The organism is Pseudobutyrivibrio sp., assembly GCF_015057185.1.
Lineage (GTDB): Bacteria > Bacillota > Clostridia > Lachnospirales > Lachnospiraceae > Pseudobutyrivibrio.
In genome coordinates this window covers 26,993-43,120 of the sequence record NZ_SVEV01000018.1, presented here as the reverse complement: position 1 = coordinate 43,120, position 16,128 = coordinate 26,993, and the positions used below count along the sequence as shown (strand labels likewise).

Genomic DNA, 16,128 nt, shown 5'->3' with positions numbered 1-16,128 from the left:
CTAGTTAATTAAGTCGTTATTGGAATTAAAAAAGAGAGTCCGCTGTGAACTCTCTTTGACTCTCATACACTATTTGCAAAGCTCAGCAACAATCATATTGATTGCTTTGCCATCTGCCTTGCCCTTAAGAGCTGGCATAACTTCCTTCATGATTGCGCCCTTGTTCTTAGAAGCAAGTACCTCTGCAAAATTCTCCTGAAGGAATGTGCGAATCTCGTCCTCACTCATCATTGCAGGTGCATACTCTTTGATTACGTCATATCTGAACTGATACTCTTCCTTTTAATCTGTTCTCTCAGCTGGACATGTATCAAGCTGCTCCTTAGCAGTCTTTAATGACTTGAGAATAACCTGATCTACCAAATCATCTGCAATATTATCTCTAGTACCGGCATCAATAGCGGCCTTTTTCACATCAGAAACAAGTGAAGAAATGGCATCTTTTCTTGCCTTATCTCTAGCCTTCATAGCTGCAACCATGTCTTTTTGTAATGTTTCAAACTGCATTATCATTATCCTCCTCTAATCTATTATCTAGATTATAGTCCTTATCAATGCGTAAATCCATGGCGCAATCACAGAAATCTGATGAGATAACCTTGCCATCATCAATTCTGATAATGTGATTACAGCAAAGCTCTATAAGCTCTGGATCGTGGGTGGATACTAAAACAGTACTTCCTGAGGCAGCCAACTCCCTTAGCAGCTCCGCCACCTTGACCATATGTGAATAATCCAGCCCAGAGGTTGGCTCGTCAAACAATAGAAGCTTTGCCCCCTCGGCTATGGCAGATGCGATGGCAACTCTCTGCTTTTGACCTCCAGATAGAGCCATTGGATGTTTATCTCTATATTCTAGCAACCCAAGCCTCTCAAGAATGTCATTACATTTATCTGTATCCTTTTCCTTCATTGAAAGCATTACTTCCGCTTCGACGCTATCTGTAAAAAGCTGATGATTTACATCCTGCATCACAAGATAACTTATATTTGTCAGTTCTTTGCCATGATACTTTTTATTGCGATAAATAATTTCCCCTGTGCATTCCTTCTCTAGGCCGCATAAACATCTGAGAAATGTGGATTTTCCTGTGCCATTTCTTCCGATAACACCTATCACACTTCCCTTTGGCAAATTAAGTTCAGGCATGTTTAGATTTAAAATATCTGCATCATCTGCTGACAGCTTTTTCTTTCGAATAATATATGGTCTTCTTTTGTATGTAAAATAGAAGTTTTTTAGCTTAATGGAATCACCATAGACGTCAAAATCTGTCTGTACGGTCTTACCAACAGATATGTCACTAAACTTATCTATATATTTCTCTTCTATTTTCACAGGTCTTAATTTTAAACTTCTAATTTTTTCATCAGTAAATGCGAAGAATTCATCTCCATTGTAATCCCCTGCAATCTTGCCATTTTCCATGTAGATAACTCGGTCAAGTAAGTCCTTTAAGTACCACAATCTGTGCTCCGAAATTACAATAGTCTTACCTTCACTCTTCCATTTGATAATTTCATTTCTCAAATCTTCAATGGCTTTCCAATCCAGATTAGAAGAGGGTTCGTCAAGTAGAATAACATTAGGCAAAAGTGCCGACACAGAGCCGCAAGCTATCTTTTGTTTTTCTCCACCTGACAAATCAAAAAGACTTCGCCCCATAAGATTTTCCAGGTTCATGTCATTTACGACCATGTTGTAACGTCTTCTGATTTCATCAGGATTCAACCCAATATTCTCAGGTCCAAATACTATCTCCCCATCAGTATCAACAGAGAAAAACTGGCTCCTAGGATTTTGAAAAACTGTGCCCACTACACCAGCCAAATCATAAAGCTCAGTGTTTTTGATATCATGTCCATCCACAAGAACTGTTCCACTATAATCACCTGGGTAATAGTGAGGGATCAAGCCATTGATTAGCCTGATAATGGTAGTCTTTCCTGAGCCAGATGCTCCACACAAAAGCACAGTTTCTCCTTGCGCTATGTTTAATGAAACATTGTTTAGAAGTCCTTCCTCAGACCCCTTATATTGAAAACTTACGTCTTTAATTTCGATTATATTCTTCATAATAAAATGTACTTATTCAAAACAAAAATAACTGTTGCGATTGAAAACAAGAGTATCAAAATCCAGTCAAAAACGTGCAACTTAAGTTCCACAACACTGGTTCTTTTAACTTCCCCTCCAAGTCCTCTGGTGATGGCCGCTGCCGACAATTCGTCGCCGATATTAACACATGAAAATAATAGTGGAATCATTCTATATTCAATCATTTTTGCTGCATTACCACCTGCCAGCGATACTCCTCTCATCTTCATTGCATCTCTTATGGAGCCATATTCCTCTTTGATAGTTGGAAAAAATCTCATGACCACCGCAAGAGAAATAGTGATGCCATCCGGAACATGCATTTTTTGCATTGCAGCCATAAATTCATCTATCTTTGTAGAATGAATCACATACCAGGCAGTAATGAATGCTGGTAAAAACTGGGCAATAATGCCACAATACCCTGTCAATAACGCTCTGATTAGCCCTGTTGATTCTGACGATAGGAAGTAAAAGGTCAGAATCAATGCACTTATATACAGCGCAAAGAAACGCAATGCACTAGCATAGCGTTTCTCTGCAATAAGAAGCACAATAGGTACCATTGTAATTAAGATTTTAAGTCCCCATAAAAAGGTTGTGGTGGCACTCATCATTACAATGGCAGATACCACAAATATCATATAAATTTTTGTTCGTGGATCTAGCTTAATTTTCATTAAACAATTCCCGCCTTTTCAAAATGTTTCTTTACAACTACTTTTCCAATATAGGAACCAACATATCCAAAAATAAGGCAGAGGATTAAAAGAACCCAAATTGTTTTACTGTTGATTGCTCTAAACAAACTATCTGTGTATTCTGCTGAATAGCCCTCTTCTAAAAGAGATTCTTTATAAGAATTTGCAGTAACTATTACTGGAAAATAATTTGCGCAAATCCAAAGACAAAATACTGCATAACTAATTGAAATTAGTTTGAATTGTTTGTAATCCCCAGCTTTTGCAATAAAGTCAGCAACTACTCCAGCTAGGATAATAAGTGGTGCTCCTAAGAACCCCATACCTGTAACAAACATAATGATTGCAATTAATACAGACATGATTGTAATCATTCCAAATTTATCAACCTTGCTGTAAAAAAGCATCATCGGAATAGAAGCAACAATGGGAATCATAACTACATATGGCGCTACTATGTAAGGGTGAATAAAGCCAAGTATACCGCATGCAAACTCCACCACAAATACAATTGCTGTAAATATTCCTACTGTAATAAAATCCTTTGCTGTCAATTTTTTCTTATCCATTTTCTTCCTCCAAATTTATTAGGCAATCTTCCAGCTTACAGCCTTCTTTCGTCCGCTAACGAAATTCTTATAAATGCCGTCCACAGCCATGAGCTCATCATGCTTGCCTTTCTGGACAATCTTACCCTTGTCGATAACGAGAATTTGGTCTGCATGCCTTACTGTTTTAAGTCTGTGGGCAATCATGATTATTGTCTTTTCTCTTGTAAGATTCTCAATTGCCTCAGTTAATTCCTTCTCATTCTCTGGATCCACATTGGCTGTTGCCTCATCCAAGATGATTATTGGGGCATCCTTCATGATGGCTCTAGCAATGGCAATTCGCTGTTTTTCACCACCTGACAATGTGGCGCCGCCTTCGCCAACAACCGTCTCATAGCCATCTGGAAGTGACATGATGAAATCGTGGCAACAAGCTTTCTTGGCTGCAGCAATTACATCCTCCATGGAAGCCTCTGGACGACCAAATCTTATGTTGTTTGCAATGGTGTCCTCAAACAAATAAACTTTCTGGAACACAAAGCTGAAATTCTCCATCAAAGAATCGAAACTGTAGTCCCTTACATCTCTTCCGCCAAGTGTAACCTTGCCAGATTTCACATCCCAAAATCTTGCGATAAGGGATGTCAATGTAGTCTTTCCTCCACCAGAAGGGCCAACGATAGCTGTAGTTGTTTTCTCTTTAATATCAAGAGTCACATCGTCGATAATAGTCCTGTCTTCATAGGCGAAGCTGACATGATCAAGATGAATGTCGCGGTTTGAAGGATGAATTTCCTCACCATTAATATCCATCTGTTTAACAGCCATAATTTCATTTACCATATCAACACCCCTTCCAATAATCTTTAAAAGAGCTGTGTATGTTCCCGCCAAATCAAGTGACTCAAATATGATGAATGCACAAAGCATCATTGTGATACAGTAGGTAAGCTTCATAGTGCCATTCAAATAAAAAGCAATAGATGCCCCTGCAATCACTACTCCTGCGAGTTTGCAGATAAGCATCTGTACACCCACCAAAGGAATGGCTGCAATTTCCGCTTTAATATCCGCCTTTGTTTTTCTATCGATTGCTTTATTAAGTCTTGCGCTATTCACGGAGATGATATTGTAATTTCTGATTTCCGCAATGCCCTGAATAAACTCAAGGATTACCCCCACCATATCCTTATCAGATTCAATTTTCTCAGGAGCAACCTTTTCTACGCTTTTATTTGTAAATTGATTGAAGAGGAAGAAAATCACCATAACAGCAATACATATCAATCCAATGCGCACGTCGAAAATGAACATGCCAAGACTAACAATGGCTGTGGTAATTGTTCCCTGCATAACTAATATTATTGCACGAGTTGCAATGTCTCCTGTCTGCTCCAAAGTGTTTGTAGTGACAGAGGTGATATGACCTAGACTTGTGTCATTAAAATATCCCATTGGCAAATATCTGAGATGTTCGCCAATTTCAATTCTCTTACCAGCACAAGTATTGTAGCCACCTTCTGTTAGAAGCATTTGATAAAATCTATTTACAATCATTTTTCCAACAGTGCTTAAAAGCATAAATCCTATTACAAGCAAAAACGTATTCGTCGTAATGTTGTTATTTATAATTGCATCAATTGCAAAATAGGCAGCAGGAATTTTCATGCCTGCAAATATTGCATCAAGAACGCCTAAAGCAACTGATTTATAAAACTTATTTCTATTTTCTTCATTGCAGAAATTGAAGAATTTTCTAAGCATCTTAAGCATGAGCGGCCTCCCTTCTAGCTTCAGAACTCACAACTGAATCCACACTATCGTCATCCTTTGACATTGTGTGTGCCTCCCACATATTTCTATATAGAGGACAATCAGCTAGAAGCTGCGCATGAGTGCCTTCCGCCTCAATATTTCCATCATTTATAACGAAAATCTTGTCCGCATCCATGATAGTAGAAAGTCTATGAGCAATGACGATAAGAGTCTTACACTGTACCAACTTTGCAACACTTTCCTGTACAAGAGCCTCATTTTCTGGGTCCGTATATGCGGTAGCTTCGTCCATAATTACAACCGGTGCATCTTTAAGCATCGCTCGTGCTATGCATATTCTCTGTCGCTCTCCCCCTGATAGATGTCCGCCTGCGCCACCAACTACAGTATCGTAACCATTTTCAAGACCTAAGATAAATTCATGACAACCAGTGGCTTTCGCTGCGGCAATGACCTCTTCATCAGTAGCTCCTGCTTTACCCAATCTGATATTTTCCATTACAGACATATCAAACAGGTAATTATCCTGGGCAACATAAGCGATTTGGCTAGTGTAGTACTCCAGAGGAAGTTCTTTAATATCCACTCCTCCAAATGTGATAGTGCCTTCATCCACATCCCACAGGGAATCAATAAGCCTTGCAATAGTACTCTTTCCTGAACCAGATGGTCCAACAAAAGCATTAAACTCTCCCTGTTTGATATCCATATTCAGACCATGCAAAATTTCCTTATCCTTATAAGAAAATCTCACATTTCTAAGAGTAATATCAGCGCCCCAAGGTTGCTTTGTAAGTGTGTCAGGTCTTACCATATCTTCTCTTTCAATGATTTCAGTTACCTCTCCAAAGATTGCCTGCATTTTCATAATGTCATCCATATATGAAAAGGCAATCATCAATGGTCCCATAAGACCTGCTGAAAGAATTACTGATGTAATGAAATCTTCTGGTGACATGCTATTGTTTTTCACCAAAAGCAAACCAACTGGAAGAATTCCAAGGAAAGTCGCTGGTGTGAAAGCAAAACTTCCCGCTTGAAACCAAATACATTTTCTCATCCAGTTAATAAAGCAATCTGCACCCTCTTTTGCAGCAAGCACGAATTTCTCATAGGAGCTTCCTGTCTTACCAAAGGCTTTGATAACCTCAATACCATTGATATATTCAACAGCTGTATCATTTAAATATTTAGTTTTTTGTATCGTATATTCGAATTCACCCTGACTTCGGGTCATCATACCAGCTACAAAACATAAACCTATTGCAACTGAAATGAGATTTGCTAAGCCCATGCGCCAGTCCAAAACAAGAATGTAAATGAACATGACTATAGGCAACAAGATATTTGCTGTAAACTCAGGCACAATATGAGCCAAAGTTGTTTCCATAGAATCAACGCGCTCTACAATAATATTTTTGTAGGCACCACTGTTATCATCTAAAACTGATCCAAGTGGAATGGTTGAAAGCTTCTTGCAAAGCTGAGTTCTAATCCCGCCTAATACGTTGAATGTGGCAATGTGGGATAATGTTGTAGAAGTTGAATGAAATACAACTCTCAAAGTCCAACATAGCGCCATCATCAAAATCAGTGACATGTAATGGCTGAAATCCATATCCTTTGACAAAAGCATGCCTACTACCTTTGCAATTATCAAATATGGAATAAATGACATGGCAACACCGATAATAGCTAGCAACACACTGCCGATGTAATAGATTTTCTTTCTCCCTGCAAAATGAATAACCCAGGAGAACGTACTTCTTTTCTTCATAAATTCCTCCTTTTGGCATACAAGAACAAATTTAGAAACCTAAGAATTTCCTCCAACCTTCCTTAAAGAATCTGGATATGGTATCGCAATAATGTAGCGCCTGCTCATATGTGAAATCGTGATGCACCATCTCTAGCATTGCTGTGTATTGAGCGCTTAAAAGCAAATGCATCTCGTTTTCATCAACTGAATTAACCAGCATGCCACCAGCTTCAAGCTCATCTTTGAAAGCCAATGTAGCTTCCTGCACCTTTGAGACAATAGTATGAAGATAGTTCTCATATTTTGTGCCTTCGCTTTTACAGAACAAAAGCTTGTGCGCGTCAAAATTATCATAAATAAGCTTAACGATAATCTTTGCCTGATCTTCATCCTCCCACATGGCTTCTACACCATTCTCTCTGGCAGTCCCCACCTGCCTTGCCTCTTCTGTCTGGCATAAACCTTCCCAAGCACTAACAGCAGGTTCTACTACAGCATCAAATATTTCCTCTTTGCCCCCATAATGCCTGTACAAAGCTGTGGCTGTAATCCCTACTTTGCTTGCGATTTTTCTCATGGAGGCATCCTTATAACCATTCTCCATGAATTCTTCCATAGCTGCTTTTAAAATTTGTTCTTTTGTTTCTTTGGTTTTCACGTGAATTCCTTTCAAAGTTAACACTGTTAACTTGTTAGTTCCGACTAACATTATAGTTAGATTTATCTAACTTGTCAATTCTTAATTTTTGTGTAAAAAAAATAGCGAGACACGAAGCCTCGCAACATTTTTCTTCAATTATAATAATTAATAGCTTCATTATTACAGAAATGTTAGAATTATCACCAAGTAATATTTAAAAATAAAGGGCAAATCACATTGAAAAACTTTGAATTGTTAAGAGAGATATGCATCCAAGAGGTCACCCGACTAGGTATCAAGCTTGGGAATATATCTTCATGGGAAATAAATACTAGAGCTAAAACTCGCTGGGGCATGTGCAAACTAAATCAGGACGGCAGCTATTCTATTGAAATTGCAGCAAGACTTTTGGAGGATGACAGAATTTCAGAACAGGCTTGTAAGGAAACCATCATTCATGAGCTACTCCACACCTGCAAGGGCTGCATGCGCCATACTGGCAAATGGAAATACTATGCTGATGTAGTTAATCAAGTCTATGGTTACAATATCAAGCGCGTAACTAATGGGTCAGAAAAGGGAGTTGAAAACTACGAGGGTCAAGAGATGACCGTAAAATACGTCTTCAATTGTGGCAATTGTGGTGCCACAATATACCGCAAGCGAGACTCAAAATTTACTAGAAATTATAGATATTATGGATGTGCCAGATGCGGTGCTGCCGCATGGTCTAAAAAGACTGTTAGTTAGTTTTTAAAATAAACTATTTTTTCCATCAAATTAGGAATTTTACATTCTATCTTGTCTTGGTATTTGACTGAAAGATAGTCTTTAAATGCATGTGGATCTTCGCTGTTATGAGCAAACATATCCCAATGTCCTGGGATAACAAGCTTAGTTCCTACCTCACCAGCAAAATCCGCTGCCTCTTGGTAAGTCATATTGCCAATACAATTGTCCTTATAACGAATTGCATCACGACCATTTATTGGTAGCAACTCTATATCTATATCGCCAAATGATTTAACCGCGCCTAACATTCCCTCATATCGGACTGTATCTCCGGCGTGATGTATTAGTATTCCATTACCTTCAATTATATACTGCAAATGAGGATATAGCCCTGTTTCCTCATCCATCTCAAAAAATTCGTGTGCTGCTGCTATGGCATGTATAGTAACATCCCCTACAGTATAGGATTCACCGGCGTTTAATCCTATTGCATTTTCTTTTTTTACTCCATCTGATAACACGGAATCCATGTGAATTCTAGGAAAAACAAATTTGGCGTCTGGATTACTCTTAGACCAAATCCTCCAAGAGTCATGATCAATATGGTCAATATGGTTGTGTGTACCAAGAAAAACATCTACCTCATGAACTTCATCAACTGGAATAGGAACAGGCGTCTGCCTAGACGGGTCATCAGTTGCAAAATAGTCAATGCAAAGTAATGTATCTCCTATCTTAATCATGAGCCCCATTTGCCCCAGCCACCATAAAGCTGCAGTGTTTTTATCATAATGTTGTTGCATGAACTTGCTCCTATTTTATGCAGTGAAACAAAACATATAATCAAAGTCTATTTACGTGCAATTATACTACTATCTACAAGCTCAGTGAAGATTATTAGCCTACCGTATTTACGATTTCTCCTATTTCCTTTATCTTACATTTCACAGTATCACCCTTAAACTACCATTTCCATAAACTCATCAATTGCTTTTAAAACAGGTACTGCAAACTCTTCCCCTCCAAAAAGCCATTGTTCATGCTGCATATTAAACTCTCTGATATCCGGATTATGAAAATACTTTTTATATCGCTTCAGATATTTTTTCCCCATCTTATTAGCATAAATAAAATGTGCTCGAGTATGTTCAACATTTATGTCATTACTTAAATGTGTCAAAAGGTCAGTATAATACTCATTTTTTATTGACTCCGGATTAAATTTCGAAAAGCAAGTCATAAACTTTTCGGCATTTTCTTCATCCATCAAGAAGAATTTTTTCAGCATTTCCTTTGACTTATTTCGTTTCTTTTCATTTTTAGTAAAGCTCGTCAAAAGAGGCACAACCAGCTTCGACTGCAACTTTGCTGCAATTTTTCCACTTTGATCCAAATCAGGACTGCCAAATATACCATGATCCATATGTATTCTTTCCCGCTGAATTAGCTGCCCAACAAAACTAGATCCAAGTGAGGACCCAATAGCCCCATCAATTCTCCCACTATGTTTCTCTATAATGTAATTCTCTATTTTCTCCACAACGGTCATCATGTCAGGAAAAATATCATCACTTCCGTCAAAGCCGTCATAGTTTACACAAATCAAATGATACTTTTCCGATAATCTATCTATTACGGTTCCAAAATTTGTTTCCCAGTCACAACAAGTCCCTGGTAAAAGCATAAGGGTTTTTCCATTCAAATTGCCCATCTCAACATACTTCATAATCAATTCTCCTGTCATCTTGTTTTTAACACCAGATATATATTACTACTTTTAGTTAGACATTACTAACTCAAAGTGATATATTTGACACGAACAGATTATTGGGAGGTAATTAAAATGAGTCTTACGGCAAATCTAATTAATGTTTCTTTTAAACTATCTGGAATTAAAAAAATGTACCATCTACCTGATGATAAATTCCTTGAAAAGGTTAAAACTCTAAACAAAAATAGGGGCTTCTATATGCCAAAAGATAAAAAGGCCTTTTACAAAGAGCACACTGTGTTAGGCTGTAAATGCCTAATAGTTCAGCCTCACGAAGCTCCTGCAGAACGTTCTATTTTATATATGTTCGGTGGCGGAATGATGCTTGGTCCTGATAAAGGTGACATAGATGTTATTGTAAAACTCGCCCATAAAACAGGCTGTGATGTTTGGTTTCCTATCTATCCTCTTTGTATCGAGCATTGCATAACAGATAGTTTTGAAATGATTTTTGAATGTTATCGCCAAATGATTGATCAATATGGCGCCAATAACGTCAGTACCTGTGGATTTTCATCCGGCGGTGCTTTAGCCCTTGGCGTAGCCACTTATAATAACACTCTTTCAGAAAAACTTCCTATGCCTAGACATATTGTTGCTGTATCTCCTGGAGAAGTCCCATGGAATGAGGAAGAAAAAAGAATTATGCAAGCCAACAATCCTACAGACAATATGGTAGATTATGCTTTCATGGAGCGTGTTGAACGATTTGAACGTAAGGGCAGAAATGACATCCCTGATTATATGATTCATATTTCAAAAGGTGATTTTTCTGGAGTAGATAATATCCATTTTGTATATAGTGAAAACGAAGTTCTCTATGGGGCAAAACAAAACTTTATAGATGCCTGCGAAAAATACCATGTAAAATACACTATCCGTCAGCGCAAAGGACTTTTCCACTGCTATGCAATGTTGCCATATTTCAAGGAAGCCAAAGAAGACTTCGATGAAATTGCAGAAATTCTAAAGAAATAGTTTTTAGTCAACGACAATCTCTACCCCAGCCTCCTGCATTGCAGGAAGCTCTTTTAAATAAAAATTGTCATTCTTAGCAGCTACCGAATCTAAATAGATTCTAGCTGCTAATCCTCTTTTGACTACATCCATAGCTGTGCGGGCTACACAACATCTACCATCTACACCTATCATATTTATAGTATCTACTCTGTTGTTTTTTACAAAAGCAGTAAACTCCTCTGAGGAAAAAGCGCTCGGCCATCTTTTGGTAAAGCTATACTCTGAAACTAAATCTAACCCCTCTGATAAATTATATTTATCTATACTCTCAATCTTGCTACAACAGGCATCGCATTCTCTTTTGCCTCTCTAATACGCAAATTCACTCGATTAATTAAATCAGAATCATAACTATTCATATATTTTTCTTGCATGTCAATAACTAAAAGTATTTCCATCAATTTGCCCCTTTACTGAATACGAATTCTATAACTACATAATATTACATAAGCTCCCTGGATTTTAAGTGGGATTAAATAGGGACACCTCTGTGATTTATTATTTTAACAGTTAATAAAGGTAACAATGAATGCAAGTAAAGGAGGTATTTTTATGAAGGGTTATATTATTGATGCAGGTTATATGGGATATGTAGATGGGGAATACGAATTATTTGCAACAGAGGACGATTACATCGATTATATGGCTGCGTAATCTTCCTCAACAATCTAATGAAATGGAGAATTAGCCTATGGAACTATCAAATAAAATCATCGCCGTAGATTTTGACAACACGTTATGCTATAGCAATTGGCCTGATCTTGGAGAGCCTAATATTCCATTAATTAAATATCTTAAGCAACAAAAATCACTTGGGAACAAAATCATATTATGGACTTGCCGAGTGGGTAAACCACTTGATAATGCAACAGCATGGTGCGAAAGGCAGGGACTTACTTTTGATGCTGTAAATGATAATCTTCCAGAGGTTATCGCATTTTAAGGAACAAACAGCAGAAAAATTACTTGTGATATCTATATTGATGACCGCAATATGTTAATCGAGGACTTGGTTAGCGCCTAGTCCTCTTATTTTCCTCTACGTAGCATGTTGACAGCCATTAGTCTAAGTATTAAAATACTACCATTGCATTATTTGGAGGACCTTATGCTTACAGAAGAACAAAAGTCTTTAATTAAAAGATTATACATATTCAAAAAACTTATGGGCATCACTATTATTTTCGCAATAGCTGATCTTGCACTTCTTATATTTAATATGTATCTCCAATCCGATGGAAATATATATATTGCTCAAATTCGAGCTAACAAACCATATATAGCCATTTTAATTTTATATTTAATAGCATTTTTTATTGGAATGCTTGGCTTTGTCTCAAGTAAGAACACATTACAATTAGATATGTTTGGTATTACTTTAGACAGTACATCATATAAAGAAATAGAAGACGTTGCCAAAACTAATAAAATACTTTTGCCAAGTCCTATGTTGTTTCGAATCATATTTATCATTCCTTTGTTTGTAGCTCTTGGTCTTAGTCTGTTTACCGTAGCATCTACTGATACGCATAATTACACCAGTATAACTAGCAGTTTTTCTGATGCCGTTACCAATACAGAGCCCATTGAACAGCTAGAGGAGATTGCCAAGTCTCATAATTTAGCAATTACAAACTCTTATCATCCTGAATATCCTGGACATTCTTACAATGTCTATATTGCTGAAAACAAAGATGATTTGTATACACGTGAAGTTAATTTCGGATTTGATTCCAACGGTAATCTTAAGAGCCTTTCTTATGATTATCTCCTAGACAATGATATGACTGAGGAAGAGAATCTTGCTGCAGCAAATGAATGCTTTATGACATTATATGCAGCTGTAGAGGATGCTTTCAATGCAGGCATCTTCGACAATGAGACTATATTAAACTGCTATCAGTTTAATGATGAATTTACGACCGCAGCCACTGCTGAAGGTGCTGCATCAGAGTTTACAATCTATCCGGATGGTGGTGGATTGATGAAGAGGACTTCTATGGAGTACAGTTCAGGTCGCCTCGAAGAGACCTACACTATCTTCCATTCATTGTAAAGGAGAATTGTTCTATGCATTATGACGGCACTATAGACAATGTACAAAACGAATTCCTAGAAAAACAGAATATATTTTTTAGAAATTGCTATAAGAATGGCACACTCACCAGAGAGGAATATGCTACCTACAAAAAATTAGAAAACATTGTTGCTCTCACTCAGATTGCATGCTTTGCCACACCATTTATAGTTCTATTTATTATAGGAATGATAATAGGCTTTCCCTTACTTGGAGCTTTTGGCATATTTTTTGCATTTATCGCATTCGGAGTATCAGGTCTTACACGCTCCGGACGGCAATGGGCTGCTATCAATGTCTTCTACAAAGATATTCAAAATCAAGCCAAAAAATCCAACGAGATTACTATAAATTTCGATGAGTTAAAGGAAATACTCAGTGAGGATGGATATCTACTTTCTTCTACTAATAATGCTTATGGTTTAATATTTATTGGAACAATACCAATACTAGTATTTATGATTGCAGTCCTTGCATCATTTTATAAATAAGACTAAAAGAGGTAGCTTATGTTAGAAACTAAACAAATTAAATTTTTAAAAAGATGTTCTATTTATCCAAAACTTCTCATTGCAGGACTTGTATCCATGCTCACTTCAGGATTTGCTGCAATTCTATTTGACATGATTGTTTCAATTGGCAGTGACTACAGTAATCCTACACTAAGAAGCCTTGTTGATGTCACTGGTTTGGCACTTCATCCTTATCCCATTTATTGTATTGACTATAATAACAGTTGTTTGTTAGCTAAAAAAAAGGCGCCCTTGCACACAAGGACGCCTTTTTTTAATTTGCAGTAGCAAGAATAGCCATATATGGTTGTCCTGGTAGCTCAACCTTTACTCTACCACTTGCATTGTCTAAAACTGTTTTTCTTGTCATATTCCAGGTATCAATTACCTCTACTTTATATGTCTTATCTTCTGGAAGTGTTAAATTTGCATATGCTTGGCATCGCTGATATAAATAATTCAAAATTGCCGACTTATCGTCACAGCATGCTTTATACTCATGCTCGAAAGTCTGCATTACTGTCATCTCCATTGGATCTGCTTGGGCTATTGCAGCCTGAAAGCTTCGACCAGCTGGAGAACTTGTAAATATTTCTTTCACTTCATCTGGCAAATTATCCATGAATTCAAATGGAGCTTCTTTGTATGCTACAAGTGGACTTGGTAAACTTTCTACTATGTCGCGTAAAAACCCTATTCTTTCAGGTGACTTTCCTTTTAATATACCACCCTTTGCCCACCAAACGATGTCCTCATCATCAAGGAATGTCTCACCATGAGTGCAATATGCACCACTTGAAATTGCCATCCAAAATCTTGCAGTCATTTCTTCTGCTGAAAGATTTCCCCAAGCCTCAGGAAGATTTCCCTCATAGCAGCATTCATCAATACAAATAGGTTTTTTATACTTATCTATTCTGTCAGCAACATAACATAAATTTTTAATCTGATATGAGCCATGTGTTATATTAGGTCTTCCCATATCCCATGTCTTAAAGCAATTGTGATTAGAAATAAGATGCCCCTTAGGATTGTGACTAGCTACAAACTCCTCTATTTCATACCATTCTTCCATTGATATTTCTGATAAAAGTAAATCATATTCGTTGGCTAAAGACCACCATACGTTATCCAAATTACCTAATCTCTGTAAGCAATACTCTAAGTATTTCAAGTTATCTTCTTGAGGCATAGTTGCAAAGCCCCAATTATCATATGAATGAAATAGTACCAAATCTGCTTGTATCTCTAAAGCATCCAAACGTCTTATAACCTGCTCCAAATTGTCCCAATATTCTTTAACAGGTTTTTCTGGATTCCAAGAGCCATCCTCTCTTTTTTCAAAAGGATAAAATCTTGGTTCATTATTGTTATATTGATAATGTTTTGGAAACACACACATACGCACCTTATTAAAAGGTGATTTTTTAAGTGTTTGAAATGTCTGCTCCATAAGTTCTGGTGTCTGATGTGCCAATGCATATATAGTTGTTCCAAAAGGATAAAAATATGTTCCGTCCTCATATTCGAAATGTGTTCCAACCGTCTTTACCATCCCATGTTTGCTCATTTTGTGCTCCTCCTTTGCTGACATGATATAATATCTATCATCTATGAGTGATTATAAATTACATAAAGCTTTATTTATATAAATATTTAAGTTGAATATACTTTATTTTTACTTTATTCTATTTTGAGAAAGGAAGTTTCGACATCATCATGATAATCAACGAAAAAGACGTAATTAAAGAATTTGCTAATTATACCCAGAATTACAATCCTCAGGATCCTAAAATCGCGCTGAAGATAGTACATACATACAAGGTTGCTAGCAATTCAAAAATAATAGTAGAAAGTCTTGGCCTTTCAGAAGAAGACATTGAAATTGCTTGGTTAATAGGAATGCTGCACGACATTGGGCGCTTTGAGCAGATTCGAGTTTATCAGACTTTTAATGACTCCAAATCCGTTGATCACGCCGAGTTTGGAGCAGATTTGTTGTTCAAAGAGTCTCATTTAATTGATAAATATATAGGTACAAGAGATTTAGATGAACTCATTGAAATCGCCATTAGACAACATAATAAATTTAAAATATCTAGCGGACTCAGCGAAAGAGAAACATTATTTGCAAATATCATAAGAGACGCTGATAAAATCGATATTTTTAGGGTGCAAGTAGAGGAACCCATCGAAGGAATATATGGAGTTCCTTTTGAACATATTCAAAACCAGCCTTTATCTGAAGAAGTTTTTAGTCAATTCAAAGAGCATCATGCAATTCTCAGCAGCACCAAGAAAACATCTCTCGATTTTTATGTTGCACATTTTGCTTTAGCTTTTGAGCTTGTGTATTCAGGCAGCCGAGAGCTAACTCGCCAACAAGGCTACCTTAACAAACTTCTTGAACTAGAAGTTACTGACAAAGAAACTCAAAATAAAATAGACTACATAAAAGCAGAAATAGAAAACGCCTTGGGACAGTAGCCCA

18 protein-coding genes and 1 pseudogene are annotated in these 16,128 nt (G+C 37.0%); 7 read left to right on the top strand and 12 right to left on the bottom strand.

Annotated elements, in window-relative coordinates; translation table 11 throughout:
* Positions 1–69: 69 nt before the first annotated feature.
* From E7276_RS08745 to E7276_RS08715, 7 genes and pseudogenes are all read right to left on the bottom strand, one after another.
* Positions 70–507: pseudogene (locus E7276_RS08745) on the bottom strand (GatB/YqeY domain-containing protein).
* Positions 497–2,077, bottom strand: coding sequence for an ABC transporter ATP-binding protein (locus E7276_RS08740; protein WP_294216408.1), 1,581 nt, complete (start codon positions 2,075–2,077; stop codon positions 497–499). The pseudogene E7276_RS08745 and the gene E7276_RS08740 overlap by 11 nt, the downstream one beginning before the upstream one ends.
* On the bottom strand, positions 2,074–2,778 hold the full coding sequence (locus E7276_RS08735; protein ID WP_294216404.1) for an energy-coupling factor transporter transmembrane component T: 705 nt from the start codon (positions 2,776–2,778) through the stop codon (positions 2,074–2,076). The genes E7276_RS08740 and E7276_RS08735 overlap by 4 nt, the downstream gene beginning before the upstream one ends.
* Entirely contained in the window at positions 2,778–3,368 is a 591-nt protein-coding gene (locus tag E7276_RS08730; protein WP_294216401.1) for an MptD family putative ECF transporter S component, read from the bottom strand. The genes E7276_RS08735 and E7276_RS08730 overlap by 1 nt, the downstream gene beginning before the upstream one ends.
* 18 nt (positions 3,369–3,386) lie before the next feature.
* The gene (locus tag E7276_RS08725) at positions 3,387–5,123 is read right to left on the bottom strand and encodes an ABC transporter ATP-binding protein (protein ID WP_294216399.1); all 1,737 of its coding nucleotides are present in this window, start codon (positions 5,121–5,123) and stop codon (positions 3,387–3,389) included.
* A complete protein-coding gene (locus tag E7276_RS08720; protein WP_294216398.1) occupies positions 5,116–6,903 on the bottom strand; it encodes an ABC transporter ATP-binding protein in 1,788 nt (595 codons plus the stop codon). Before E7276_RS08720 ends, E7276_RS08725 begins: the two co-directional genes overlap by 8 nt.
* A gap of 31 nt (positions 6,904–6,934) precedes the next feature.
* On the bottom strand, positions 6,935–7,543 hold the full coding sequence (locus tag E7276_RS08715; RefSeq protein ID WP_294216396.1) for a TetR/AcrR family transcriptional regulator: 609 nt from the start codon (positions 7,541–7,543) through the stop codon (positions 6,935–6,937).
* A gap of 219 nt (positions 7,544–7,762) precedes the next feature.
* On the opposite strand from E7276_RS08715, the gene E7276_RS08710 reads away from it, so the two are divergent.
* Positions 7,763–8,275, top strand: a complete 513-nt coding sequence (locus E7276_RS08710) for a SprT-like domain-containing protein (RefSeq protein WP_294216393.1) — start codon at positions 7,763–7,765, stop codon at positions 8,273–8,275.
* Here E7276_RS08710 and E7276_RS08705 read toward each other — a convergent pair.
* Complete coding sequence (locus E7276_RS08705; protein WP_294216391.1) at positions 8,272–9,060, bottom strand: MBL fold metallo-hydrolase; 789 nt, start codon at positions 9,058–9,060, stop codon at positions 8,272–8,274. The two genes, E7276_RS08710 and E7276_RS08705, sit on opposite strands and share 4 nt — an antisense overlap.
* Before the next feature lie 155 nt (positions 9,061–9,215).
* Positions 9,216–9,983 (bottom strand): alpha/beta fold hydrolase, encoded by a 768-nt coding sequence (locus E7276_RS08700; protein ID WP_294216388.1) that lies wholly within the window; start codon positions 9,981–9,983, stop codon positions 9,216–9,218.
* A gap of 117 nt (positions 9,984–10,100) precedes the next feature.
* Here E7276_RS08700 and E7276_RS08695 point away from each other — a divergent pair, with 117 nt between their 5' ends.
* Positions 10,101–11,006: an alpha/beta hydrolase gene (locus tag E7276_RS08695; protein ID WP_294216386.1), complete on the top strand. Its 906-nt coding sequence runs from the start codon at positions 10,101–10,103 to the stop codon at positions 11,004–11,006.
* A gap of 3 nt (positions 11,007–11,009) precedes the next feature.
* On the opposite strand, the gene E7276_RS08690 is transcribed toward E7276_RS08695, so the two are convergent.
* Positions 11,010–11,312 (bottom strand): isochorismatase family protein, encoded by a 303-nt coding sequence (locus E7276_RS08690; RefSeq protein ID WP_294216504.1) that lies wholly within the window; start codon positions 11,310–11,312, stop codon positions 11,010–11,012.
* On the bottom strand, positions 11,309–11,446 hold the full coding sequence (locus tag E7276_RS08685) for a hypothetical protein (protein WP_294216384.1): 138 nt from the start codon (positions 11,444–11,446) through the stop codon (positions 11,309–11,311). Before E7276_RS08685 ends, E7276_RS08690 begins: the two co-directional genes overlap by 4 nt.
* Before the next feature lie 293 nt (positions 11,447–11,739).
* On the opposite strand from E7276_RS08685, the gene E7276_RS08680 reads away from it, so the two are divergent.
* From E7276_RS08680 to E7276_RS08665, 4 genes are all read left to right on the top strand, one after another.
* Positions 11,740–11,991 carry a hypothetical protein gene (locus tag E7276_RS08680; RefSeq protein WP_294216381.1) on the top strand — a complete coding sequence of 84 codons (252 nt, stop codon included), beginning with the start codon at positions 11,740–11,742 and terminating at the stop codon, positions 11,989–11,991.
* A 165-nt stretch (positions 11,992–12,156) separates the two neighbouring features.
* A complete protein-coding gene (locus tag E7276_RS08675) occupies positions 12,157–13,104 on the top strand; it encodes a hypothetical protein (protein ID WP_294216378.1) in 948 nt (315 codons plus the stop codon).
* Between the two features lie 14 nt (positions 13,105–13,118).
* Positions 13,119–13,616: a hypothetical protein gene (locus E7276_RS08670; RefSeq protein WP_294216375.1), complete on the top strand. Its 498-nt coding sequence runs from the start codon at positions 13,119–13,121 to the stop codon at positions 13,614–13,616.
* Between the two features lie 18 nt (positions 13,617–13,634).
* Positions 13,635–13,925 (top strand): hypothetical protein, encoded by a 291-nt coding sequence (locus E7276_RS08665; RefSeq protein WP_294216373.1) that lies wholly within the window; start codon positions 13,635–13,637, stop codon positions 13,923–13,925.
* Here E7276_RS08665 and E7276_RS08660 read toward each other — a convergent pair.
* Positions 13,912–15,207 carry a DUF5605 domain-containing protein gene (locus tag E7276_RS08660; protein WP_294216370.1) on the bottom strand — a complete coding sequence of 432 codons (1,296 nt, stop codon included), beginning with the start codon at positions 15,205–15,207 and terminating at the stop codon, positions 13,912–13,914. The two genes, E7276_RS08665 and E7276_RS08660, sit on opposite strands and share 14 nt — an antisense overlap.
* A 149-nt stretch (positions 15,208–15,356) precedes the next feature.
* Between E7276_RS08660 and E7276_RS08655 the strand changes: the two genes are divergently transcribed.
* Positions 15,357–16,124: an HD domain-containing protein gene (locus E7276_RS08655; RefSeq protein WP_294216368.1), complete on the top strand. Its 768-nt coding sequence runs from the start codon at positions 15,357–15,359 to the stop codon at positions 16,122–16,124.
* Positions 16,125–16,128 lie beyond the last annotated feature (4 nt).

Bases quoted from the DNA above. Each gene is read 5' to 3' on its own strand.
- E7276_RS08675 (WP_294216378.1), top strand. From the start codon at position 12,157: ATGCTTACAGAAGAACAAAAGTCTTTAATTAAAAGATTATACATATTC.
- E7276_RS08680 (WP_294216381.1), top strand. From the start codon at position 11,740: ATGGAACTATCAAATAAAATCATCGCCGTAGATTTTGACAACACGTTA.
- E7276_RS08655 (WP_294216368.1), top strand. From the start codon at position 15,357: ATGATAATCAACGAAAAAGACGTAATTAAAGAATTTGCTAATTATACC.
- E7276_RS08725 (WP_294216399.1), bottom strand. From the start codon at position 5,123: ATGCTTAAGATGCTTAGAAAATTCTTCAATTTCTGCAATGAAGAAAAT.
- E7276_RS08705 (WP_294216391.1), bottom strand. From the start codon at position 9,060: ATGCAACAACATTATGATAAAAACACTGCAGCTTTATGGTGGCTGGGG.
- E7276_RS08720 (WP_294216398.1), bottom strand. From the start codon at position 6,903: ATGAAGAAAAGAAGTACGTTCTCCTGGGTTATTCATTTTGCAGGGAGA.
- E7276_RS08740 (WP_294216408.1), bottom strand. From the start codon at position 2,077: ATGAAGAATATAATCGAAATTAAAGACGTAAGTTTTCAATATAAGGGG.
- E7276_RS08670 (WP_294216375.1), top strand. From the start codon at position 13,119: ATGCATTATGACGGCACTATAGACAATGTACAAAACGAATTCCTAGAA.
- E7276_RS08735 (WP_294216404.1), bottom strand. From the start codon at position 2,778: ATGAAAATTAAGCTAGATCCACGAACAAAAATTTATATGATATTTGTG.
- E7276_RS08700 (WP_294216388.1), bottom strand. From the start codon at position 9,983: ATGAAGTATGTTGAGATGGGCAATTTGAATGGAAAAACCCTTATGCTT.
- E7276_RS08730 (WP_294216401.1), bottom strand. From the start codon at position 3,368: ATGGATAAGAAAAAATTGACAGCAAAGGATTTTATTACAGTAGGAATA.
- E7276_RS08685 (WP_294216384.1), bottom strand. From the start codon at position 11,446: ATGGAAATACTTTTAGTTATTGACATGCAAGAAAAATATATGAATAGT.
- E7276_RS08660 (WP_294216370.1), bottom strand. From the start codon at position 15,207: ATGAGCAAACATGGGATGGTAAAGACGGTTGGAACACATTTCGAATAT.
- E7276_RS08665 (WP_294216373.1), top strand. From the start codon at position 13,635: ATGTTAGAAACTAAACAAATTAAATTTTTAAAAAGATGTTCTATTTAT.
- E7276_RS08695 (WP_294216386.1), top strand. From the start codon at position 10,101: ATGAGTCTTACGGCAAATCTAATTAATGTTTCTTTTAAACTATCTGGA.